Below are 24672 nucleotides of genomic sequence, written 5' to 3' on the forward strand. Positions count from 1 at the left end.
TTTTATTTTTTCTGCTCATCGATGTTTATTAAGCTCAGGCTCATGCTGAGAAGACTCTCGAACAACATGAGCAAAATCTAAAATTAAATATAAAAATCAGTAGGTTAAACAAATTTATGCACAGCCTCCATTTGAACTCCTAAGCAGATTCTACCGTCCATGACATCTCTTGTATTTCATGCCACTGCCACATGGACAAGGGACATTACGGCCAATCTTTTTGCTCTTGCGACCAAAGTGGACTTGTTTTTCCCGTTCGAGATTGACCGTACGTATAGGATTGGCCATTCTCGCCGCGTCTTCATAAATGTGTGCGTTTTCTGCTGTTTGCTCCGTCGGTATGTAAATTTTGAAAGACCGCGCCTGGACATAAGTACCATCGGCACTAACTTCAGCCACAACGCCAATGACGTTAGTAGCCTTGGCGCTCAACGCAACTGCGCTAGCCTTATTGTTCACCTTAGTCCAGTCAATTGGATGACCATGCCGTTGAAGCCAAACGAAGAGCGGTACACCGTCCCCGCCCAGAACAAAGTAACGAACGGGATGCTGAATCAGTGTTTTTCGAAGGTCGGACAGCATCTTGGCCAGATTAATCCGGCCTTCCTCTCCTAGGTCACGGATATGACTCTCTGCTGAAAGCCAGCCGCTAGCTCGGGTGCTATCGAGTGCTCCAAGCAGCTTCAGAACCTCCTCCGGGAACTTCTGACTTGGGAACGGTTTGCTTTCCAACTCCTCACCTTCGAAGGTCCTGTCGACGATGTCACTCATGCCATCCCAGATAACCATGTTCTCTTTCTCTTCCTTCAACTGCTCGATAATATCCTGATCAAAACGGTTCTTCTTCAGGTAAGCACCCAAGTGATCGAACTCGTCGAAGAGATGAGCCCCGCGTATTCCGGCCACGGCTTGCCGCACCTCCAAGTAATGGACGAACTCCCCGGGTGTGGGCAAGAGTCGCTTGAGCACAAACAAATCGTCGATGGACAGTGAAATGAAAGCATGCTTTCCAAGTAAAGGCTCAACCTGCGGTAATTCTTTACAGTACGTGGAAAAGGGCGAGAACGACTCGACTGTCAACCCAATCGGCACCATCACCCGGTAGTCAGAGCGACGCACACGACAACACTCTTCGTATTTACCATTCACGAGGTGATAGAGGGACACTTCATCCGCCGAATTCATATAATTGAAGAAGCGCGCACATTGTTTATATGCCTTGAGTACTAAGTCCTGCACTGATTGAGCATGGCGGCCAAAATCAAGCGCCGGTGATGCAATGGTGGCAGCTGCACCAGCCTTAGCCTCAACTAGTAACAGCACATCATCGACCAGGATTAGAGTATCGTTTTCGGACCACTGCTTGCTATGAGGATCCTTGTAGTAAACCTCCTGGAGAACTGTGGCTCCCGGAAGCTGGGCATAGAGAATGTCGGCAAAGGCTGCTTCGCTCATCATTTTCTGCCTATCTTTAAAGGCCTTATTGTAATCCGGCTTTCGCTGAAGGAGATTAAATAGGAGCGCACGATACCCCGCATCGCGAGCAAAACAGGGATCGACCGCGTAGTAGTCCGACCCAAGCTGAATTAGAGGTTTCTTACGTGCTGGCAGTGTCCGAAAGGGTGTCCCCTTAAAATCGCCCGCTGCGAAGAACTCAGTATCTTCTCCTCGCTGGTATGACAAGTCTGCTAGCAATGTCGGTGGCAACTTCGTGTGACGGCTTACATTGGCAATACCGCCGCGAAGCATATCCTCCATAGCCCCCCGGGCCGCTTTGGACTGCTCCTCATTTTCAGCAATCCATGACTCCATAGCGTCTTCCATAGACTTACTTTGCTCTATAGAAAAAGCTTTTACCGCCTCAAACTGCTTCATCATCTCAATGATTGCGTTGGCCTGCCCAGAACGAGTAGCGTTGGCCATGGCCTGAAAGCCTTCCGCAATATCGGTGGCACCAATGCCGTACACCTCCTCCAAAACATCATTGTGAGGCGCCAGAACGTAGCGATAGAACTCGCCCTCCAAAACTTGATAACGATTCCCGCGTATCATGACCCAAGTGGATTTCGCACGGAATTCAATGTCGGCCGTATTAGGACCAAAGATGCCATCTTTGGTATCAGCAGAGGTGGCCATAGCATAGAACATGGCCTGCTCTCTCAGTTTTCGGCTACGTTCAAACAACTCAGCGCACAGTGCTTCGTCGAATTCCATATCCGCAGGAGCGGCCTCAGATGCCAGAACCGCGTGAACATACTCCAGTAAGAACTGGGTTTCATTAAGTACGTCAGCTGGGCTACCCTCTTGGCCTTGCTTTTCGCCCCCAATTTGGTTTCCCATTTTTTTCATCATGTGCTGAGCGTAGATGTACCCGAGCAAATCATGCGGAGGCATTTTGACAATCAACTCACGCATTCGGTCAGCAATGGATTCCATATCCTTCAATAAAGAAGCTACAGCCTCCTTTCGATCTTCTTCCATATTCATTCTTATCACCCCATTTTGAACTACTGATCTTTCGAGCACCATAATGCTCACTCGTCAATCATATCAGCTCAGTCCTGCATCTTGGCTTTACGCTGTTCACGATAATCAGCTTTCTTATATATCGCCCTTACTCTGGTTACGTCGAGGTTTCGAGCACTTACTGTAGTGGATAATTTTTGCCGGGATTATCCGTGGCGATTCAAAGCCCCACAAAAACACGCAAATTCAGATGTATTTCACCGCTTTAATGACCCGCCAGATAAGATTGCCACCGTATATTATCAACCAGGACACTACTACCCCTGCTTGCCTGTTGTATATCACCAACTCCCATCGTGGCAGCGCCTTTGTTTGAATGGTGTAGAAATATAATCGAACATCCAGTATCAGCAGCAATACCTTCTAGCTTTCCAATGACTTTGGACATTGCTCCGCTATTATTCTCATCTTCCTGGTGGAAACGGCGAAGAGTATCCAGAATTATTAACCGTCTACCTTTTGAAATTTCATTGATCAAGTTGCTCCAACCTGACAAGAAAATATTTGGACACTTACCTACCAAAGGTTCAACTAGTAACTTATCAGCTACAAGCTGCTGCTGACGTGCTGTTAGATATTTTCCCAAAGCATATAAACGATGGTGAATGATAGTTGCCGAGTCCTCCACTGGCAGATAGGCCACTAACCCGGTTGGATATTCACCAAAGTTTAAAAGGTCTACACTACAAGTAATCTGCACAGCCAGTTGTAATGCCAGCATTGACTTTCCAACACCTCCCGGAGAAATAATCGCTCCGACAGTACCAGCAGCAAGATTAGGCAAAACATAATCAATTGGTTGTGGCTTAGCTTCAAACGCTTCCATTATATTCAATGACATTACAGTTACCTACCTAAAACAATACCGGGTCTGGCCGCTTTAAACATTGCTGATTTACGATCCGCAATCCACTGTTCGACTTCAGACAGTTGCCATGCAACATTTCGGCTAGTAAGCGCTATACGGCGAGGAAACTCTCCTCGTTGCTCAAGGTTATAAATAGTCCGGGCCGACAATGGGATCATTTTCAGAAGTGTTTTTCTATTGATAAGCGTGCTATTTGCCTTTGTTTGCATCTACCTTCCTCCAGTTTCCTATCAGGCCTATACAATGCCAAGCATTACCACTTGCTAAAACCTATTCATTGGCTAAAATGGTTGACATGAAAATTACTACCTGGGAAGGCTGTGACCCTACTGTTACAGCAGCAATAAAAATATTTGTAGAACGCAGTTCTCCGTATTCCATAGCTTCGCGGAGGTATCCAATACTGCGTCTGATACAGGAAGTTATTGACCCTGTAGTAGCGGCTTATATAAATTCTCTGCCACTAAGCCATAAGGACTTCATTTCTGGCGTAGGTATGGGATTTAGTGAACTACTCAAGAAAGTGGGTTTTAAAGCCGTAGCGTGCGCGCAAAGACTTTTATTGCGTAATTTCATCCTGACTTTAGATCGTCAAAACTCACTCGATAAATGCTTTATTGCTACGATTGAATCTCTTATTGAGTTAGTTAGTGAGTGTGTATCCAAGCGACCGAAGAAATCATCACCGGTAAAAGGGGTAACTATAAATGCTCAGCGTAAACTAGGTTTTTGCGAGTTCTGCGGTAACCAGACTGAATACTCTCAATTTATTAGTGAGATATCAGAATATGCTGCTCATGATATTGAGTTTCCCGAACATGAAAAATTGGTCCTTAGCCATCGATATTGCTCGAACCATAGGCCCAGACTGACCGATGGCGAATGGAATCCCAAGTACAGACAAGGAAAGCGTTCTTCCGAACAGTTTAATAAAGAACTAATAAGACTGAGACGACAATGCGCTAAACCAAATAAAACCAATGCAAACTCAGGGGATAGATTAGTTGATGACTATTTTTATAAGTGGATGCAGAATAAAACTATAACCTCAGCAGATCTAGGCGAGCTTAGAAATATTGCTCGGAGAATGGTTGATTCTAAACTTTCTGATACTAAGAAGATGATAGTCGTATTAAAACGCTATGGGTTTAATCAGTATACAATCGCAAAAAAATTAGAAGAAAACTATCGGACAACCATGACAAAGCAGGCCGTATCCAAAGCCTTAGCATCTGTGCACAAAGAATTCAACATTCTAATCTAGAAATAATTAGCGTTAGGATTTCGCCCTTCATAAAATGCCGCAAAGATTAATCTTTTCAAATAAGTTAGTTAATAAATTAAATGATTATAATTTATTAACTTTTAAATACCTTCAAAAAATCACCACTACAAAAACCCCAGTTTAACAACGTATAAAATGTAATGACTTTAAATTTAAACAATGCCTTAAGAATTAATTATAAAAAATTATACACTATAGAATAATATATACATTTTTTAGTTGGAAAGTGAATTAAAATCCCCCACGTTCTTTCTAATAAAGAAAAAAAGCCCGCATTACACGGGCACAATAAACATCAGAATATTACTTATGTTAGGTTGAGGGATTTTAAAAGGCCATTGTGTACTAAGCATCCTTTTTTTGGATTCATTACTGCCTTTTCTCTTCTATGTCTCCATGCATATCTTGGAGAACCAAATTTATCCCAAACATTCCCAATCCATGATGTGTTGAATAAAACATCAAGAATACTGTCTGCTATTTCCATGGTTACATCGTACTCTTTTAATGCTTCATAAAATTCTTTCGCAGTAAATCTTGGGCCAATATCAGATAAAATTTCCGGAATGGATTTTCTAATTTCCTCATTGACTAAACCTACTAATGCGTCGCTAAGTTCCGATACAAACCACTCCGAGTATGAACTAGTAGCGGAATATATATCTTGCACACTAAAAGGAGGTGATTTTTCAAGACTTTGTAGACTTCTGAAAAAACTTATAAGGTCTCGAGGTAGATATCTGGAGTTATCTAAAATGAATAGTATGCTATCTTTTTTCCCTATTTTATCCGGAAACCACATTTTCCAGAGTTCCTTTATCCCCTCAGTATACCCAGCAAGTTTCGCCCTATTTTCAATTACTTTCAACAAATAACTATCAAACTGTTTCCCTTCCTTATCATACCAATTTAATGCTATGCCATTATCGGTTGTGCGCTTCGTTAGATTAGGATCAGGTAAAATATCTAAAATCTCATCCCTAAATAATATTACGACCTTACTATCGTTCCTCATACTTGAGAAAAAATTATTAACTTGTCGAACAGCGGCAACCAAGTCAACTAAGTATTGCGAATAATCCTTTCCATTTCTTAATAGATAATCTAAACCATCAATAATAAGATAATGTTTATTCTTTACTTCTCCTAACTCAACCAATGCTTTTTCAATTGCATTTACTAATCCTGCCGGATCTTTTACCTTTTGTTCACTTGCCCTATCGATATTACCTTGTAATCCTAATGCACCAAAAAGATTCGAGAACTTTGCGTAAAGACCTTTTCTTGATGTTTCTTGAACAACTTCCACGAGGCTCTGAGTTGAAAGAAAACCGTATTTTTTTAAATCAGTGATCAGACCATTTAAATTACTACTGGAATCTGATATTAACTCATCCTCGCCATAAAGAGATAAAACCCTTATATAAAGAAGTAGCTTCCAGACAATTACAACCCCACCTATTTTTTCCCCGCCAACTCCAGAGGTCCTTTTTAATAAAGAAAATTCGAACTCCTCAAGATCATCAATTTCGCAAAAGAAATCCCACTGTTCTTGAGCAGTAAACATCAATTTCGATGCTAAAGCTGACTTACCAGCACCTTTAGGTCCATAGACAATATATTTATTTGGTTTAAATATTGAATCAGTGATTTTATTTATATCAACAAACGCTTCATTAATTAAATTAGGGGCGTGTAAACGTTCTTCCTGAGCGTCCGTATACTCGAAATTAATATCCTTAAATTTATGCATATAACCATCCCATTTTCCTGTTCGCTTTGTTATTGTAAGTCAATGAAGTTTTTCCGTCAACATCAATGTATTATGCAGCATAAGCACCGCTCATTTAAATATACATCATTCCACACACTCATTATTACAATCCCCATTACTCCGATAGGCATACATAAAAAATACGATACATTACATAACTGGAACTATTGAATTAATACCCAACTTAATAAAATTACAACCTGATAATTATTTTTCTTTTAAAAACTGTAGTATTTTTCAAAGCCCTTTACTGACTTTCTGTTAAAGGAACGATATAACACCATCCAATTTTTAGATAATAAACTCATTAACATTGCCGTCATAGCCTATTATTACAAAGCAACTATGGGCGGTTATTAAAAATGGACACTAATGATATTACCTCATCAGTGAACTACAGAAGCCGGTTAACAATGACATAGGGTGGATAAACTTTATGTTTATGTAATGGATAATCACCTTACTTATCTCCGACCGTAAAAGGCATTCGTTTTCCTGTAAGTAAGTCTAAACCATGGGCGTTTAAAGTTGCCCTTCCTCTGCACAATAGATACTGACTTACTTGCCAGTATCATGTCGATGGCATTTAGACCCACATATATCTCTAAATTTTAGCGGCTAAAATTTGGAGGCATATGATAACAAGCAGGGATAGTGAAAATTATTGATTCTTAATCACTTACTAACCCATTCATCAATCATATTCGCCCAATCTTGTAGCATCTCAGCCCTCTGCTCACGATATTCAGCCTTGTTATAAACAGCTCGTACCCCTTTTTGTTCAGGGGCAAGGCTCTTCTCAATCCAGTCAGTATTGTAGCCGGCCTCATGTAGCAAGGTGCTGGCTGTACGCCGTAAGTCATGGGGACCAAACTTAGGCAACAACTCCCCTTCTTTCTGAGCCAGGCGATACGTCAGTGTCAAAACCCGGTTTAAAGTAGCGCTACTCATTGGCGCATCGGAATCGTACCGCGAAGGAAGGATAAAATCAGAGCTACCGGCAAAGGTTTTGAGAGCAATCATAATATCCATTGCCTGTCTGGAAAGAAAAACCAAATGTGGATTACGTCGTTTCATCCTCTCCTTTGGTATCGTCCATAATGCCTCACTAAAATTGATCTCGTTCCAGGTTGCGTTAGTAAGCTCACTTTTACGTACCATCGTTAACAGCAAAAGTTTAACCGCTGCTCTGATTGATGGCGTCGTTCCTACCCGTTCCATGTACCGATACATCAGACCAATTTCAATTGGCGTCAATGCCCTGTCTCGAGGCTCAAATTTCGCTATGCTTGCAGGCCGTACCAGATCAGCTGGATTCTCCACCTTCTGACCGCGCTCAATAGCCCAGCGATAGACTTGCAATACAATCTCTCTGGCGTGTACAGCTGTCGCCGGTGCCCCTCTCTCAACAATGTTATCGGTTAATGCGCGTAAGTCTTCATGTGTAATCTCACTAAGTTTCTGCTGGGCAAATTTTGACTTCAACTCCCTTTGATATACCAAACGCCGCATATCACGCGTCGATTCAGCCATTTGATAACCGCGTAACCATTTCTCAGCCCACGCACCAAAAGTCTCCGCATCTTTGATACGCGCTTTATCTCTGGCTTTTTCCCTCGCAGGCGATCTTCGACTGGCAACCATTTTTTTGGCTTCATTGAGCCGTTCACGCGCTTCTGCAAGCGTGATCCCTCCAACACCATAGCGGCCAAAAGTAACGGTCTCCTGTCTTCCGTTTATTGAATAGTTATAACGAAATGAAATAGTTCCAGCCGGAGTGACCGCAACATACAGACCATCACGGTCATTAACTTTATAGAGTTTCTCCTTCGGCTTAAGGTGACGCAGCCTGGTGTCAGTCAACATGGTTTATTGTTTTCCTTTATCAAAAAATACCATGTTGTAAAAAATTCAGAAAAGTTTTTTAACTCTCTGTTTTTAATTGAGTTATAAAAAACAAATACCATAACTCAACCGAAATTTATCACATGGTACTTTTTCAAACCTGAATTCGAAACTAGAGAGTACCATCAAAAATTCCATTGAAAAAACCGTGCTTCCCGTTGCTAACAGCTGCCAGAAAGTGCCAGACACAAAAACAAAAAAGCCCGCTGTTACGCGGGCTTAGAGGTACTTTACTGCTTTTACGTGCAGGCTGTTGCCAGACGCGAAATCATTCCCACTCAATCGTGGCTGGCGGTTTACCGCTGATGTCATACACCACGCGAGAAATGCCGTTCACTTCGTTGATGATGCGGTTAGAGACGCGGCCTAAGAAGTCATACGGCAGGTGCGCCCAGTGTGCGGTCATAAAGTCGATAGTTTCGACCGCGCGCAGAGAGACAACCCAGTCATATTTACGGCCATCACCCATCACGCCAACGGAACGTACCGGCAGGAACACGGTAAACGCCTGGCTGACTTTGTTGTACAGGTCAGCTTTGTGCAGCTCTTCAATGAAGATAGCGTCCGCACGACGCAGCAGGTCGCAGTACTCTTTCTTCACTTCACCCAGCACACGAACGCCGAGACCCGGGCCCGGGAACGGGTGACGGTAGAGCATGTCGTACGGCAGGCCCAATTCCAGACCGATTTTGCGCACTTCGTCTTTGAACAGCTCACGCAGCGGCTCAACCAGCCCCATCTTCATCTCTTTCGGCAGACCGCCCACGTTGTGGTGAGATTTGATGACATGTGCTTTACCGGTCGCGGAAGCGGCAGATTCGATTACGTCAGGATAGATAGTCCCCTGCGCCAGCCACTTCACATCTTCCAGCTTCAGCGCTTCTTCGTCGAACACTTCAACGAACACACGGCCGATGATCTTACGTTTGGCTTCCGGATCGTTCTCGCCTTTCAGCGCTTCCAGGAAGCGCGATTCGCCTTCCACGTGAACAATGTTCAGACCAAAGTGGTCGCCGAACATGTCCATCACCTGCTGGGCTTCGTTCAGACGCAGCAGACCGTTGTCCACGAACACGCAGGTCAGGTTTTTACCGATTGCGCGGTGCAGCAGCATCGCGGTGACGGAAGAATCCACGCCGCCGGAAAGACCGAGGATCACTTTGTCGTCGCCAACCTGCTCGCGAATACGGACAACGGCATCGTCGATGATTTTCGCCGGAGTCCACAGCGCTTCACACTGGCAGATATCGCGTACGAAACGCTCCAGCATGCGCATACCCTGACGGGTGTGGGTTACTTCCGGGTGGAACTGCACGCCGTAGAAGCGTTTTTCTTCGTGCGCCATAATGGCGAACGGGCAGGTCTCGGTGCTGGCAACGGTGACGAAACCTTCCGGGATCGCGGTTACTTTGTCGCCGTGACTCATCCATACGTCGAGCAGCGGTTTGCTGTCGGCGGTCAGAGAATCTTCGATACCGCGAATCAGCGCGCTGTCGGTCTGTACCTCAACCTGGGCGTAGCCGAATTCACGCTCGTTAGAACCTTCAACGTGGCCGCCCAGCTGCATTGCCATGGTCTGCATACCGTAGCAGACGCCGAAGACCGGCACACCGGCGTTGAAGACGTACTCAGGCGCACGCGGGCTGTTTGCTTCGGTGGTGCTTTCCGGACCACCGGAGAGGATGATGCCGCTCGGGTTGAACTCACGGATTTGTGCTTCAGTAACATCCCATGCCCACAGTTCACAGTAGACGCCCAGTTCACGTACGCGACGTGCAACCAGTTGGGTGTACTGCGATCCGAAATCGAGGATGAGAATGCGATGTTTATGAATATTGTCTGTCATTTGACGATAATTCCGAGGCAAGTGAAACAATAACAAAACGCCCGGTTTAAAACCGGGCGCGGAAACTTATCAGGAGCCCAAGCGGTAGTTCGGGGACTCTTTGGTAATGGTCACGTCGTGAACGTGGCTTTCCTGGATACCCGCACCGCTGATACGCACGAATTCAGCCTTCGTACGCAGCAGGTCGATGGTACCACAACCGGTCAGACCCATACAGGAACGCAAGCCACCCATCTGCTGGTGAATGATCTCTTTCAGGCGGCCTTTATACGCTACGCGGCCTTCGATACCTTCCGGCACCAGTTTGTCAGCGGCGTTGTCGCTCTGGAAGTAACGGTCGGAGGAACCTTTGGACATCGCGCCCAGGGAGCCCATACCGCGGTAGGATTTGTAAGAACGGCCCTGATACAGTTCGATTTCGCCTGGAGACTCTTCGGTACCCGCCAGCATAGAGCCAACCATGACGGCAGCGGCGCCAGCGGCAATCGCTTTAGCGATGTCGCCGGAGAAACGGATACCGCCGTCGGCGATAACTGGAATACCGGTACCTTCCAGCGCTTCAACCGCGTCAGAAACGGCAGTGATCTGCGGAACGCCCACGCCAGTGACGATACGGGTAGTACAGATGGAGCCAGGGCCGATACCGACTTTCACCGCGCTGCAACCAGCTTCGGCGAGTGCGCGAGCGCCAGCGCCAGTGGCGACGTTACCGCCGATGATTTGCAGGTCAGGATATTTAGCACGGGTTTCACGGATACGTTGCAGCACGCCTTCAGAGTGACCGTGAGAGGAATCGATCAACAGTACGTCAACGCCGGCAGCAACCAGCGCGTCAACACGTTCTTCGTTACCTGCACCTGCGCCTACAGCCGCGCCGACACGCAGACGACCATGCTCGTCTTTACATGAGTTCGGTTTACGTTCTGCTTTCTGGAAATCTTTAACGGTGATCATGCCGAGCAGGTGGAAGCTGTCATCAACAACCAGCGCTTTCTCAACGCGCTTCTCGTGCATTTTGGCCAGCACGACATCACGCGCTTCACCTTCACGAACGGTCACCAGGCGCTCTTTCGGCGTCATGTATACGCTAACAGGCTGGTTCAGGTCAGTCACAAAGCGCACGTCACGACCGGTGATGATGCCAACCAGTTCGTTGTCTTCAGTCACTACCGGGTAACCTGCAAAACCGTTACGTTCAGTCAGTTCTTTCACTTCACGCAGGGTGGTGGTTGGCAGCACTGTCTGCGGGTCGGTTACCACGCCAGATTCGTGTTTTTTCACGCGGCGGACTTCTTCCGCCTGGCGCTCGATAGACATGTTCTTGTGGATAAAACCGATGCCGCCTTCCTGTGCCAGGGCAATCGCCAGGCGCGCTTCCGTCACGGTATCCATTGCTGCGGAGAGCATAGGAATGTTCAGGCGAATCGTTTTGGTCAGCTGAGTGCTAAGGTCAGCCGTGTTCGGCAGAACGGTAGAATGAGCGGGAACGAGGAGGACGTCGTCAAACGTCAGGGCTTCTTTTGCGATACGTAGCATGGGCAATATCTCACCTGGGAGGTTATTAAATATTGCCGCGGCATTATACAGAGCGTAACCGATTGCATCCACACTTTTTTGCAAAAAAACCTTGCGCTCCTCTGTGAGCATGTTACTTTCGACTGAATAACCTGCTGATTTAGAATTTGATCCCGCTCACATGTTATCCTCTCAGACCTCCTCAATTTTTACCGTAAGCCGCCTGAATCAGACGGTTCGTCTGCTGCTTGAGCAGGAGATGGGACAAGTGTGGATCAGCGGCGAAATATCGAATTTCACCCAACCCTCTTCCGGCCACTGGTACTTCACCTTAAAAGACGATAACGCCCAGGTGCGCTGCGCGATGTTCCGCAACAGCAACCGCCGGGTGACGTTCCGTCCGCAGCACGGTCAGCAGGTACTGGTACGCGCCAACATCACGCTGTATGAACCGCGCGGCGATTACCAGATAATTGTTGAGAGCATGCAGCCCGCGGGCGAAGGGCTATTACAGCAGAAGTATGAACAGCTGAAAGCCAAACTGCAGGCTGAAGGGTTGTTCGATCAGCAATATAAGCAGCCGCTGCCCTCCCCGGCCCACTGTGTCGGGGTGATTACCTCGAAAACCGGCGCGGCGCTGCACGATATTCTCCACGTTCTTAAACGCCGCGATCCGTCGCTGCCGGTAGTTATCTACCCTACCGCTGTACAGGGCGACGACGCGCCGGGGCAAATCGTTCGCGCCATTGAACTGGCAAACGCGCGCGGCGAGTGCGACGTGTTAATCGTCGGGCGCGGCGGCGGCTCGCTGGAAGATTTATGGAGTTTTAACGACGAACGCGTGGCGCGCGCAATATTTGCCAGCCGCATTCCAGTGGTTAGCGCCGTCGGCCACGAAACCGACGTCACTATCGCCGATTTTGTCGGCGACCTGCGCGCGCCGACGCCGTCGGCGGCGGCGGAAATCGTCAGCCGTAACCAGCAAGAGCTGCTGCGTCAGGTGCAGTCTGCCCAGCAGCGTCTGGGCATGGCGATGGATTACTACCTCGCCAACCGCACCCGTCGTTTCACGCAGCTTTTCCACCGCCTCCAGCAGCAGCACCCGCAGTTGCGTCTGGCGCGCCAGCAAACTTCTCTGGAACGGCTGCGTCAGCGCATGAGCAGCGCGCTGGAAAACCAAATAAAGCAGGCGAATCAGCGCCAGCAACGTATGCTGCAGCGACTGAATCAACAAAATCCACAGCCCCGCATTTATCGCGCACAAGCCCGTATTCAGCAGTTGGAATATCGTCTGATGGAGAATGTACGCACACGTATAAGCGAACAGCGCGAGCGTTTCGGCAACGCGGTTACCCATCTCGAAGCGGTCAGTCCGCTGGCGACGCTGGCGCGCGGCTACAGCGTTTCTACCACCACAGGCGGCGGCGTACTGAAACAGATCAAACAGGTCAGCGCAGGCGATGTCATCACCACCCGACTAGCAGATGGCTGGGTGGAAAGCGAAGTGAGGGGCGTAACGGCGGCGAAAAAAACGCGGAAGAAAAAGCCGGTTTAAACCGGCACATACTCCACGCGTTTTTTCGAAATCAGCCCATGGCCATGCTGACAGAAATAATCCACCGCGCCACAAGCCTTGAGTACTTCGAGTGGTTGATGGCACTCTGGGCAACGTGCTTCCAGTTGAAAATCTTTTTGGCAACTCTCACAGCGCGCCGCACCGTTTTGTGACTCCAGTTCAGCGTGGCAATCCGGACAAATGATAGACATTGCAACTCCAGTACAGGGATCGATTCTTGCGTTGAGTTTAACACGCTGCGCTGAATGTCGCCCAGGTCCAACAAAACGTCATACCTCATCAATTGAATGACCGGGGCATAGTTTCTGCCCCGGCATAATCGAGGTGTTATCAGGCGCTGGTTGCCGGTTTAGTTTGCGTATTTTCCAGCATGCGACGAATGGGAACAATAAGGACAATCAGGACCGCGGCACAGATCAGCAGCGCAATCGAGCAGCGAGCGAAGAGATCCGGCAGCATATCCAGTTGGTCTGCCTTCACATGACCGCCAATCAGACCTGCGGCCAGGTTACCCAGCGCACTGGCACAGAACCACAGGCCCATCATTTGCCCACGCATTCTTTCCGGCGCCAGCAGCGTCATGGTCGCCAGACCGATCGGGCTCAGACACAGCTCGCCAAGCGTCAGCATCAGGATACTGCCTACCAGCCAGAATGGAGAAACGCCCGCCCCGCCGTTGCTGAGAACGTTTTGCGCCGCCAGCATCATCAGGCCAAAGCCTGCCGCCGCACACAAAATACCGATAACGAACTTAGTGATGCTGCTCGGGCGAATGTTCATACTCGCCAGCTTCGGCCACGCCCAACTAAATACCGGCGCCAGCAGGATGATAAACAGGGCGTTTATCGACTGGAACCAGACCGCCGGAATTTCAAAATCACCGATCATACGGTTAGTGTAGTCGTTGGCGAACAGGTTGAACGAGGTGGGTTTTTGCTCAAACGCCGACCAGAAGAATGCGGCGGAAACCAGCAGGATAAAGCAAACCAGCAGTCTGGCGCGCTCTTTGCGATTCAGGCCGGCAAAGATGAACAGGTAGATAAAGTAGAGCGCAACAGAGGCGGCAATCACGTACACCAGTATGCTGGCAACCGCGACCGGATTAATCACAATCACGCCCTGCGCAATCAGCGTAACGATAATCGCCACACCGACAGCCAGCGCGAGTAGCCATGCGCCCACACCGTTACGCTTCACTACCGGGCTGTTCCAGGTCGAGTCCAGTCCCACTTCGCTGTCGTAGCGTTTCATCGACGGAACGGCAAACACACGGAAGATGATTAACGCCACCAGCATCCCGATACCACCGATACCAAAGCCCCAATGCCAGCCATGGGTTTTAATCAACCAACCGGAGATCAAGGGGGCGATGAATGACCCCATATTGATGCCCATGTAAAACAGCGAGAAACCGCCATCACGACGCGCATCGCCTTTTTTATACAATGTGCCAACCATGACCGAAATACAGGTCTTAAACAGACCGGAACCGAGCACGATAAACATCAGGCCGATAAAGAACAGGTTATTACCCATAATGGCCGAAAGCGCAATCGACAGATGACCAAGCGCAATCAGGATGGAACCGTACCATACGGCTTTCTGTTGGCCGAGCCAGTTATCCGCCAGCCAACCACCAGGCAGCGCGGCGAGATACATCGTACCGGCAAAAATACCCACAATCGCCGAGGCGTTTTCACGCGCCAGCCCCATGCCGCCGTCATAGACGGTAGCCGCCATAAACAGGATCAGTAATGGGCGAATGCCATAAAACGAGAAACGCTCCCACATCTCTGTGAAGAACAGCGAGCCGAGCGGATAAGGATGGCCGAAGAAAGTTCGGCTTTCTTTTTGATTAACAGAGGATTGCATAATTCTCCCGAAAGTTATGTCGTCGTGCGTGTATACACCGCATGTACGCCAGCCAGTTACGTATCTGACCGATTTTTTACATGCGGCGAAAAGTTATTTAACCATTTGATAACCTAAGACTAGTTTTGTCTAGTACCAACCCCCGGACTTTAAGATGAAAACTCGACAAATGTCTACTTTCTTAGATTTAAACTTGGTAAAAAACGAATAGTGATTGACATCGCCCGGTCAGAAGCTGGCGATGGAATACCGAAAAAAAACCCGCGACAAGCGCGGGTTTTTATCAACATCAGCAACGATTATTTGCTTTTTTTAATGTGCTTAATCAAACGTTTACGTTTACGCATCTGGGTCGGCGTCAGTGTATTACGTTTATTCGCAAACGGGTTTTCCCCTTCTTTGAACTGAATGCGGATCGGAGTCCCCATCACGTCCAGAGTTTTGCGGAAGTAGTTCATCAGATAGCGCTTATATGAATCCGGCAGATCTTTCACCTGATTGCCATGAATCACCACGATCGGCGGGTTATAACCACCGGCATGGGCATATTTCAGCTTCACGCGACGACCACGTACCAGCGGCGGCTGATGATCTTCTACCGCCATGGTCATGATACGCGTCAGCATCGCGGTACTAACGCGACGGGTGGAGCTGTCGTACGCTTCGCGGACCGATTCAAACAGATTACCGACACCGCTACCGTGCAGCGCAGAGATAAAGTGTACGCGCGCAAAATCAATAAAGCCCAGACGGAAGTCCAGCGTTTCCTTGACCTGCTCTTTCACTTCCTGCGTCAGGCCGTCCCATTTGTTGACGACAATAACAAGTGAGCGCCCACTATTGAGGATAAAGCCCAGCAGCGACAGGTCCTGATCGGAAATACCTTCCCGCGCATCAATCACCAGCATGACCACGTTGGCATCTTCAATCGCCTGCAGCGTTTTGATGACTGAGAATTTTTCTACCGCTTCGGTAATTTTCCCGCGCTTACGCACGCCAGCGGTGTCGATCAGCACATATTCACGTTCGTCGCGTTGCATCGGAATATAAATGCTGTCACGCGTGGTCCCTGGCATGTCGTAAACCACCACGCGGTCTTCGCCGAGAATACGGTTAGTCAGTGTGGACTTACCTACGTTCGGACGCCCGACAATCGCCAGCTTGATCGGCAGATCCTGCGGGTTGAAGTCGTCTTCAGGCTCTTCTTCACCGTTTTCTTTGGCTTCCAGTTGCGCCCAATATTCCGCATCTTCATCGACTTCTTCCTGCGGCGCAACGTCATCCATCCACGGCAGCAGAACATGCTCCAGCAGGCTGAGAACGCCGCGACCATGGGAGGCAGCAATCGGATAAATTTCACCCAGACCCAGCGAGTAGAAATCAACAACCGCCTGATCGGGATCCAGTCCGTCCGTTTTGTTGGCCACCAGGAACGTCGGTTTCTGGCGTGAACGCAGATGTTTAGCAATGGCTTCATCCGCTGGCATCAGGCCAGCACGCGCATCCACCATAAACAGTACAACGTCCGCTTCTTCGATAGCCAACAGAGACTGTTCAGCCATGCGGGTTTCAACACCGTCTTCCGTACCATCAATACCGCCGGTATCAATACAGATAAACTCGCGGCCTTCAATTTCCGCACGACCGTACTTACGGTCACGAGTCAGACCCGGGAAATCCGCAACCAGCGCATCTCGGGTGCGAGTTAGACGGTTAAATAACGTGGATTTGCCAACGTTAGGGCGCCCGACAAGCGCGACCACAGGTACCATGTTTAAAGCCTCATTTAAAAAATCATCAGACAACGCGCACATTTTTGTGCCGTTGTTAAAAACAGTAAAACGGCCCCTGCACCAGGAGCCGTTTTTCAAAGCGAGCGGCCAGGACGATTAACGCGTAATGGAGTACAGCGTACCGTCTTTCGCCTGGATCAGCAGTTTACCATCCGCAGAGACTGGCTCGGTCAGGAAACCGGAGCTGTCGACTTTCTGCTGGGCAACAAAGCGACCATCTTCAACGTTAATCCAGTGCAGGTAGCCTTCGCTATCGCCCACAACCAAATTGCCGTTATACAATGCCGGAGACGTCAGCAGACGGTGCAACAGATCGCTTTGCGTCCACAGCGTCACGCCGCCGTCGGTGGTCAGCGCCAGTATGCGGTCGTTCTGATCGACCAGGTAGATACGGTTTCCATCGACGATGAAATCATTTACCGAGCCCAGTTCACGTTTCCACATAATCTGGCCACTGCGCAGATCCAGCGCGGTCAGGTTACCATTATAAGCCAGCGCGTAAACAACGCCATTGACGATAACCGGCGTGGTATCAACGTCACTCAGACGATCGATTTCCGTTGGGCCTGTCGCCTGAGAAATACGTTGCTGCCAAATCATCTGGCCCTGTTGCATCAGCACGGCGCTTACGCGACCGTTATCACCACCAACAATTGCTGCGCCAAAGGCCGTCGCAGGGGCAGATTCGCCACGCAGAGACAGGGATGGCATGTCGAGGTTAACGGTCCACTTGATGGCGCCGTCAGCTTCGTTCAACGCCTGCAATTGACCGTTGCTGGTGTGGATTAATACCATGCCATCGCTCACAACCGGACGAGACAGCGCTTCACCGGCAACTTTCGTTTGCCATGCGGTGGTACCGTCGCTGGTATTCAACGCATAAACCTGCGCTTTTTCACTGCCAATGTAAACATGACCACCGGACACGGTTACGCCGCCAGAAAGCTGTGCAGATGCACGGGAGAACCAACCGTCTTTCTCACCCAGATTAACAGACCACACTTCTTTGCCGTCGTCTGCGTTCAACGCTTTCACGACACCTGCGCGATCGGCTGCATAGACAACGTTATCCGCCAGCGCAGGATGAAGATTGGAATAGAAATCACCAATACCGTTGCCCACGGAAGTGCTCCAGTCCGTAGACGGAGTAAACTGGTTTTCAACCACCGGTAATGGGGACATCTTAACGACATCTTCTTCGCCACTAAACAGTGAACAGCCGCTCAATAGGGTAACGGAAAGCAGCCCTGGCAGAAGTAATTTACGCAATTGCATCGGGTCCCTCTCAGATGGACAAATTATTGATTTTCATCTGCATCATTTCGCTCAGAGCAGGAGAGGCATCGCTTTTCACACCCGCTTCCCATGCGCTACGCGCACCTTGTTTGTCGCCCTTGCTCAGCAACGCTTCACCGCGCAGATCGGCAACAATGGCCGTCCACCCTTCACCTTTAATGGTGTCGAGTGTTTTCAGCGCGGTATCAGCCTGTTTAAGCTGAACCTGAACACGAGCCAGACGCAGGTTAATCACCGCTTTGAGATTCTCATCGCTGGTTGCAGCCAGGCCTTGTTGCAGCTGGCTTGCAGCTTTCTCAAGTTCATTTTGGTCAACAAACTGCTGCGCAAGTTCCAGTGAAGCTAACGCGCCGTAGGTATTTTTATTCTCTGCTGCAAATTTCTCTGCCGCAGGAATGCTATCCGCTTTACCCGCGCTAACCGCGGTCACCGTATTTTGGTATGCCAGAGAAGCAGAGCGTGCGGACTCCGTCTGATGGCTGGTCCAGTAACGCCAGCCAACCAGTGCGCCAACCCCTAAAATTATCCCAACCGCCAGCGCTTTGCCGTTTTCGGCAAAGAAGCGTTTTACCGCATCAACCTGGTCGTGTTCGTTCTCGTAAATTTCCACGCTGTCCTTCTCCTTAGCCCAGTAGAGTGCGCAAATGCGCGGCAACGCCATCCTGCGCTACTGCCGTTTGCTCACCAGAGCGCAAATCCTTCACTACAACAGTACCGTCAGCCACTTCGGACTCACCCAGTACCAGTGCAACGCGGGCGCCCCACTTATCGGCACGGGCAAACTGTTTCTTAAAGTTGCCGCCGCCGTGGTTGGTCATCAGTTTCACACCAGGAACTTCATCACGCAGACGTTCCGCAAGCCGCATTGCCGCCGACTGCGTGTCTGTGCCTGAAGCAACCAGGTATATATCGACAACAGGGGAGGCAATAAATTCCGGATTCACTGCCTGAACTAATAAAACAAGGCGTTCCAGGCCCATGGCGAAGCCCACAGCTGGCGTTGCACGACCGCCCAGTTGCTCTACCAGACCGTCGTAACGACCACCGGCACACACGGTGCCCTGCGAGCCCAGACTGCTGGTAACCCACTCAAATACGGTGCGGTTGTAGTAATCAAGACCACGAACCAGACGCTGATTAACGGTGTAGGCAATCCCTGCGGATTCCAGTAGTTTGCACAGACCCGCGAAATGCTCGCGAGAGTCATCATCGAGATAATCACCCAGCGCAGGTGCGTCGTTGAGCAGCGCCTGCACTTCTGGGTTTTTGGAGTCAAGCACGCGCAGCGGGTTGGTGTACATGCGACGCTTGCAGTCTTCGTCCAGTTTCTCTTTATGCTGTTCCAGATAGGCGACCAGCGCATCACGGTAGTTAGCGCGGGCTTCAAGCGAACCAATTGAGTTCAGCTCCAGGCTAACATGTTGAGAAATACCCAGCGCGCGCCACCAGCGAGCGGTCAGCATAATCAGTTCAGCATCAATGTCCGGCCCCTGCAGGCCAAACACTTCGACACCCAACTGATGGAACTGACGATAGCGTCCTTTCTGCGGACGTTCGTGGCGGAACATCGGCCCGATATACCACAGACGCTGTTCCTGATTGTACAGGAGACCATGTTCAATGCCGGCGCGTACGCAGCCCGCAGTCCCTTCAGGACGCAGAGTCAGGCTGTCGCCATTTCTGTCCTCAAAGGTATACATCTCTTTTTCAACCACGTCGGTAACTTCACCGATCGCGCGTTTGAATAACGGGGTCTGCTCTACAATCGGCAAGCGGATTTCACTGTAACCGTAGCTACCGAGCACGTTTTTGAGTGTGCCTTCAATGCGCTGCCAGATGGCGGTTTCGCCAGGCAGATAATCGTTCATGCCGCGAATGGCTTGAATGTTTTTTGCCACGTTTATTCTCTTTATGAATATAAAAATGAACCCTCAGCGCTAACCCGAACAATGCGGGCGCCATGCGGGTTCAATCATACACGGGAAGCACGCCGCTTCCCATCACGTTGTTATTTTTCAAGCTGCTGCACGTCGATACGGCGCGCTTCGTCCAGGATACTCGCTTTAGCGCGAATACGGGCTTCAAGCTGTGTGATCATATCGTCGTTGTCGAGTCGGTCCTTACGCACACCGTCTTCGTACAGGCCGCTTTTCTTGTTACCGCCCGTCACGCCCAGCGTAGAAACCAGCGCTTCGCCAGGACCATTTACCACACAGCCGATGATCGAAACATCCATTGGCGTAATGATATCTTCCAGGCGTTGCTCCAACGCGTTAACCGTACCGATAACGTCGAATTCCTGACGTGAGCAGGTTGGACAAGCGATGAAATTGATCCCGCGCGCGCGAATGCGCAGCGATTTCAAAATATCGAAGCCCACTTTGATCTCTTCCACCGGATCGGCAGCCAGAGAAACACGCAGCGTATCGCCGATCCCTTCTGATAGCAGCAATCCTAAACCGATCGCGGATTTCACCGCCCCGCTACGTGCGCCACCGGCTTCGGTGATCCCCAGATGCAGCGGTTGATCGATCTGTTTCGCCAGCAGGCGATAGGATTCTACGGCGAGGAAAACGTCAGAGGCTTTAACGCTGACTTTGAATTGATCGAAGTTCAAACGATCGAGGTGATCCACATGACGCATAGCGGATTCCAGCAGCGCCTGCGGCGTCGGTTCACCGTATTTTTCCTGCAGATCTTTTTCCAGCGATCCGGCGTTTACGCCGATGCGGATAGGAATATTTTTATCACGAGCGCAGTCTACTACCATACGGATGCGCTCTTCATTACCGATATTGCCTGGGTTGATACGCAGACAGTCAACGCCGTATTCCGCCACTTTCAACGCGATACGGTAGTCGAAGTGAATATCGGCAACCAGCGGGACATTAACCTGCTGTTTGATAAGCTTGAACGCTTCTGCAGCATCCATTGTCGGTACAGAGACACGAACAATATCTGCGCCTACGCGTTCCAGCGCTTTGATCTGATTAACCGTCGCTTCCACATCAGTGGTGCGCGTATTGGTCATGGACTGTACGGCGATGGGCGCGCCATCGCCGATCGGCACGTTCCCAACGTAAATGCGTGTCGATTTTCTACGTTGAATTGGAGCCTGGTTATGCATTAAAAAATCTCCCGCATTGCCGTCTGTTACTGAGCCGGTGATTGTTCGGCATTAACGGTCAGACGTGCAACCTGGTTAGTTCTGATAAAACGACTCAGATCGACAGGTTTACCCTGGAACTGAATCTGCACTGCCGCCGGAGCGCCAATTTTCAGTTTGTACGGCGCCTGACCGGTCAAATTCAGATTACCGTCTTTACGCTGCATACCGCTGAACAATTTTTTACCGGTCGCATCGGTTACTTCCAACCAGCAATCGGCGGTAAAGTTCATTACCAGTGCGTTAGGATCGGCTGCTGGGGTACTTACACCCGCCTGGTCAGTCGGCAGCGGGGCCGCATTTGTTGGCGCTGCGGTTGTGGTATCAACATTGGCCTGAGACGGCGCCACAACAGCATTCTGTTGCGCATCCGCGGCTGGTGCCGGGGTTGCCGGAGCATCCGTCGATGGCGCGGCGTCCGCCACTGCGCCATCATCTGCAGTCGGCGTCGTCTCCTGGCCTGCCGCGGCGCTGGTATCTAACGGTACATTCTGCGCGCTGTCTTTACCGGCACTCAGCTCAGCGGAAGATTGATCGGCCATGGTGCTGATCTCTTCCTGCTGCGCTTTGTGGTTCTGCCACCACCAGGCGCCTGTCAGTCCGACAACGACAAACAGCACCAGCCAGGTGAAGGTCATTAACCAGCCATCGCGCTTTTTACGACGCTTACCGAGCGAGAAGCTCTGCATCGGCGCGACTTTAGCAGGACGAACTGGAGCCTGTTTTTCCAGCCCTGGCAACAGTTCTTCTTCAGGAATATGCACCAGACGCGCATAAGAACGGATGTACCCACGCAGGAATGTTGAAGCGAGATCGGCTGGTGCCTTATCTTCTTCAATATCGCGTACCGTGGAGACCTTCAGGCACAGTCGTTCCGCGACTGCCTGTTGGCTGAATCCGAGTTGTTCACGGGCATTGCGCAGACGAACGCCGGTGGAGAGTGCTTCATTTTTGTCGTGCGTGGCTTCAGTATTCATTCGCTACAGCTGCGTAAATTTGGGTTCTGGCGCCGGCGAGTCACAATGCTCACCCACACCGCGAAACATCTGGTCAGTTAACCTTCGTCAGACAGTATAAAACGGTCAGACTACCAATGACAAAAAAGCGTAAACCTGAGGGCTAAACTCTTGTTGCGCCGTTACATACTGCCTTAAAGTCGACAAAAACGCACCGTTATTATTGACCTGACGACAACAACCAAAGAACCTCACCTGGCTTACATTGCACTACGGTACAAGAATTATACCGTAGTGCGCTCGACATCAAACGGTTTTGATGTCGATAGCATCACCCTGCATACGCTTGCGCAGAGTACGCTTGGTACGGTCGATAACGTCGCCTGCCAATTGGCCGCAGGCTGCATCGATGTCATCGCCACGTGTTTTACGCACGATGGTGGTGAAACCATAGCTCATCAACACTTTGGAGAAACGATCGATACGGCTGTTAGAGCTACGACCATACGGTGCGCCAGGGAACGGGTTCCACGGGATCAGGTTGATCTTACACGGCGTATCTTTCAGCAGTTCAGCCAGTTGATGCGCGTGTTCGGTACCGTCATTGATGTGATCCAACATGACATACTCAATGGTCACACGACCCTGGTTGGCGTTGGATTTCTCCAGATAACGACGCACTGCCCCGAGGAACGTTTCGATATTGTACTTTTTGTTGATAGGCACAATTTCGTCACGAATTTCATCGTTCGGCGCATGCAGAGAGATCGCCAGCGCAACGTCAATCATATCGCCCAGCTTATCCAACGCAGGTACAACCCCTGAGGTGGAAAGCGTAACGCGACGCTTGGACAGCCCGAAACCGAAGTCATCCAGCATGATTTCCATCGCCGGCACCACGTTAGTCAGGTTGAGCAACGGCTCGCCCATCCCCATCATCACCACGTTGGTGATAGGACGAACACCCGTTGCTTTTACCGCGCCGACGATTTTCGCCGCACGCCAAACCTGACCAATGATTTCCGACACTCGCAGGTTACGGTTAAATCCCTGTTGCGCCGTAGAGCAGAATTTACACTCTAATGCACAACCAACCTGTGAAGAAACACACAGGGTCGCACGATCGTCTTCCGGGATATAAACGGTTTCAACGCGCTGATCGCCAACCGCGATAGCCCATTTGATCGTGCCGTCAGAGGAACGCTGCTCTTCCACCACTTCCGGGGCGCGAATTTCAGCGACTTCTTTCAGCTTGTTACGCAGCACCTTATTGATGTCAGTCATGTCATCAAAGTTGTCGCTGCAATAGTGGTACATCCACTTCATGACCTGATCGGCACGAAACGGCTTTTCGCCCATTTCTTTGAAGAATTCGCGCATTTGCTGACGGTTCAGATCCAGCAGGTTAATTTTTCCATTTTTATTTGGAACCGCAGGAATGACGACTTCAGAGGTGTTAACTAATTCAGACATAATTTTTTCCGGCCTCGTTGTTACACGTTGTGGCCCGTGGAGGGTTAAAAAGAAACGCCCCGGCAAGCGGTCTGCTCTTCCGGGGCGTTGCATTGTACAAAGTCTGGCGCAGGGATGCCACGTTTGCACGAAGCATTAGCGAAAATAATATGTAAAGAAAGAACGTAGGCCTGATAAGACGCCTCGCGTCGCCATCAGGCAAAGCAGAGCCGGATGCGCAAACGCTTATCCGGCCTACAGGACGAGCTTATTAGCGCGTACGCGGGCAAACCTCGCCCTCACCGAAGAAATAGGCGATTTCGCGAGCGGCAGATTCAACGGAATCAGAACCGTGAGTCCCGTTTTCGGTGAAGCTGTCAGCGTAGTCGGCACGCAGGGTACCGGCCAGCGCGTTCGCCGGGTTGGTAGCGCCCAGCAGATCACGATGACGCTGTACGGCGTTTTCGCTTTCCAGAACGGAAACAACGATCGGACCGGAGGTCATGAATTCAACCAGACCGTCAAAGAACGGTTTGCCGTCGTGCTCAGCATAAAAGCCACGCGCCTGCTCAACGGTCAGGTGCAGCATTTTAGTCCCTACAATCTTGAACCCTGCAGCTTCAAAGCGCGCAAAGATGCTCCCAATAACGTTTTTTGCCACCGCGTTTGGTTTAATGATGGAAAAAGTACGTTCAATAGCCATTGATAACCTCTGTAATATGTTCTGTTGTTGTCTATATAGATGTACGACCTGGCGCGGATTATAAAGAGCATCCCGGCAATTGACTATTGATGAAGGTAACATTTCTTTAAAATAAGATGAGTTTTAGCAACAAATACTC

Annotated in this window: 18 protein-coding genes and 1 pseudogene; 2 read left to right on the forward strand and 17 right to left on the reverse strand. The window is 49.7% G+C overall.

Translation table 11 applies throughout. The features are described 5' to 3' along the window. Nucleotides 1–150: 150 nt before the first annotated feature. The 3 genes and pseudogenes from FDW97_RS09215 to FDW97_RS09225 all read right to left on the reverse strand — a co-directional run bounded on the left by FDW97_RS09215 (nucleotide 151) and on the right by FDW97_RS09225 (nucleotide 3603). Nucleotides 151–2487, reverse strand: coding sequence for a YecA family protein (locus tag FDW97_RS09215; RefSeq protein ID WP_249359791.1), 2337 nt, complete (start codon nucleotides 2485–2487; stop codon nucleotides 151–153). Between the two features lie 250 nt (nucleotides 2488–2737). Further along, nucleotides 2738–3367 (reverse strand): annotated as a pseudogene (locus FDW97_RS09220) (helicase RepA family protein); the annotation flags it as partial. A 5-nt stretch (nucleotides 3368–3372) separates the two neighbouring features. After that, nucleotides 3373–3603 carry an AlpA family transcriptional regulator gene (locus FDW97_RS09225; protein ID WP_050927029.1) on the reverse strand — a complete coding sequence of 77 codons (231 nt, stop codon included), beginning with the start codon at nucleotides 3601–3603 and terminating at the stop codon, nucleotides 3373–3375. Between the two features lie 86 nt (nucleotides 3604–3689). Here FDW97_RS09225 and FDW97_RS09230 point away from each other — a divergent pair, with 86 nt between their 5' ends. Continuing rightward, the gene (locus FDW97_RS09230) at nucleotides 3690–4658 is read left to right on the forward strand and encodes a LuxR family transcriptional regulator (protein WP_223202797.1); all 969 of its coding nucleotides are present in this window, start codon (nucleotides 3690–3692) and stop codon (nucleotides 4656–4658) included. A 328-nt stretch (nucleotides 4659–4986) separates the two neighbouring features. On the opposite strand, the gene FDW97_RS09235 is transcribed toward FDW97_RS09230, so the two are convergent. From FDW97_RS09235 to guaB, 4 genes are all read right to left on the reverse strand, one after another. Continuing rightward, nucleotides 4987–6432 carry a P-loop ATPase, Sll1717 family gene (locus tag FDW97_RS09235; RefSeq protein WP_076166434.1) on the reverse strand — a complete coding sequence of 482 codons (1446 nt, stop codon included), beginning with the start codon at nucleotides 6430–6432 and terminating at the stop codon, nucleotides 4987–4989. A 696-nt stretch (nucleotides 6433–7128) separates the two neighbouring features. Then, nucleotides 7129–8319 carry a site-specific integrase gene (locus tag FDW97_RS09240; protein WP_137350942.1) on the reverse strand — a complete coding sequence of 397 codons (1191 nt, stop codon included), beginning with the start codon at nucleotides 8317–8319 and terminating at the stop codon, nucleotides 7129–7131. Between the two features lie 307 nt (nucleotides 8320–8626). Then, the gene (gene guaA, locus FDW97_RS09245) at nucleotides 8627–10204 is read right to left on the reverse strand and encodes a glutamine-hydrolyzing GMP synthase (RefSeq protein WP_137350943.1); all 1578 of its coding nucleotides are present in this window, start codon (nucleotides 10202–10204) and stop codon (nucleotides 8627–8629) included. Nucleotides 10205–10273: 69 nt separating this feature from the next. Further along, nucleotides 10274–11740, reverse strand: a complete 1467-nt coding sequence (gene guaB / locus FDW97_RS09250) for an IMP dehydrogenase (RefSeq protein WP_038642597.1) — start codon at nucleotides 11738–11740, stop codon at nucleotides 10274–10276. A 160-nt stretch (nucleotides 11741–11900) separates the two neighbouring features. Here guaB and xseA point away from each other — a divergent pair, with 160 nt between their 5' ends. Then, nucleotides 11901–13274 (forward strand): exodeoxyribonuclease VII large subunit, encoded by a 1374-nt coding sequence (xseA, locus tag FDW97_RS09255; RefSeq protein WP_121529396.1) that lies wholly within the window; start codon nucleotides 11901–11903, stop codon nucleotides 13272–13274. Here xseA and FDW97_RS09260 read toward each other — a convergent pair. The 10 genes from FDW97_RS09260 to ndk form a co-directional block, all read right to left on the reverse strand. Further along, nucleotides 13271–13486 (reverse strand): zinc ribbon domain-containing protein, encoded by a 216-nt coding sequence (locus tag FDW97_RS09260; protein WP_137350944.1) that lies wholly within the window; start codon nucleotides 13484–13486, stop codon nucleotides 13271–13273. The two genes, xseA and FDW97_RS09260, sit on opposite strands and share 4 nt — an antisense overlap. A gap of 139 nt (nucleotides 13487–13625) precedes the next feature. Continuing rightward, nucleotides 13626–15167, reverse strand: coding sequence for a peptide MFS transporter (locus FDW97_RS09265; protein ID WP_069324461.1), 1542 nt, complete (start codon nucleotides 15165–15167; stop codon nucleotides 13626–13628). Nucleotides 15168–15466: 299 nt separating this feature from the next. Next, nucleotides 15467–16939, reverse strand: coding sequence for a ribosome biogenesis GTPase Der (gene der, locus FDW97_RS09270; RefSeq protein ID WP_038642605.1), 1473 nt, complete (start codon nucleotides 16937–16939; stop codon nucleotides 15467–15469). A gap of 117 nt (nucleotides 16940–17056) precedes the next feature. Beyond that, entirely contained in the window at nucleotides 17057–18235 is a 1179-nt protein-coding gene (bamB, locus tag FDW97_RS09275) for an outer membrane protein assembly factor BamB (protein ID WP_069324460.1), read from the reverse strand. A gap of 10 nt (nucleotides 18236–18245) precedes the next feature. Beyond that, complete coding sequence (locus FDW97_RS09280) at nucleotides 18246–18866, reverse strand: YfgM family protein (protein ID WP_038642608.1); 621 nt, start codon at nucleotides 18864–18866, stop codon at nucleotides 18246–18248. A gap of 13 nt (nucleotides 18867–18879) precedes the next feature. After that, the gene (hisS, locus tag FDW97_RS09285) at nucleotides 18880–20154 is read right to left on the reverse strand and encodes a histidine--tRNA ligase (protein WP_069324459.1); all 1275 of its coding nucleotides are present in this window, start codon (nucleotides 20152–20154) and stop codon (nucleotides 18880–18882) included. 110 nt (nucleotides 20155–20264) lie between these two features. Further along, nucleotides 20265–21383, reverse strand: a complete 1119-nt coding sequence (ispG, locus tag FDW97_RS09290; protein ID WP_016154000.1) for a flavodoxin-dependent (E)-4-hydroxy-3-methylbut-2-enyl-diphosphate synthase — start codon at nucleotides 21381–21383, stop codon at nucleotides 20265–20267. Nucleotides 21384–21409: 26 nt separating this feature from the next. Then, the gene (gene rodZ, locus FDW97_RS09295) at nucleotides 21410–22399 is read right to left on the reverse strand and encodes a cytoskeleton protein RodZ (protein ID WP_137350945.1); all 990 of its coding nucleotides are present in this window, start codon (nucleotides 22397–22399) and stop codon (nucleotides 21410–21412) included. A gap of 285 nt (nucleotides 22400–22684) precedes the next feature. After that, nucleotides 22685–23851: a bifunctional tRNA (adenosine(37)-C2)-methyltransferase TrmG/ribosomal RNA large subunit methyltransferase RlmN gene (locus FDW97_RS09300; RefSeq protein ID WP_003037713.1), complete on the reverse strand. Its 1167-nt coding sequence runs from the start codon at nucleotides 23849–23851 to the stop codon at nucleotides 22685–22687. A 250-nt stretch (nucleotides 23852–24101) separates the two neighbouring features. Next, a complete protein-coding gene (ndk, locus tag FDW97_RS09305) occupies nucleotides 24102–24533 on the reverse strand; it encodes a nucleoside-diphosphate kinase (protein WP_003037710.1) in 432 nt (143 codons plus the stop codon). Nucleotides 24534–24672: the final 139 nt, after the last annotated feature.

The organism is Citrobacter sp. wls708, assembly GCF_005281255.1.
In the GTDB taxonomy this organism is placed as follows: Bacteria; Pseudomonadota; Gammaproteobacteria; order Enterobacterales; family Enterobacteriaceae; genus Citrobacter; species Citrobacter werkmanii.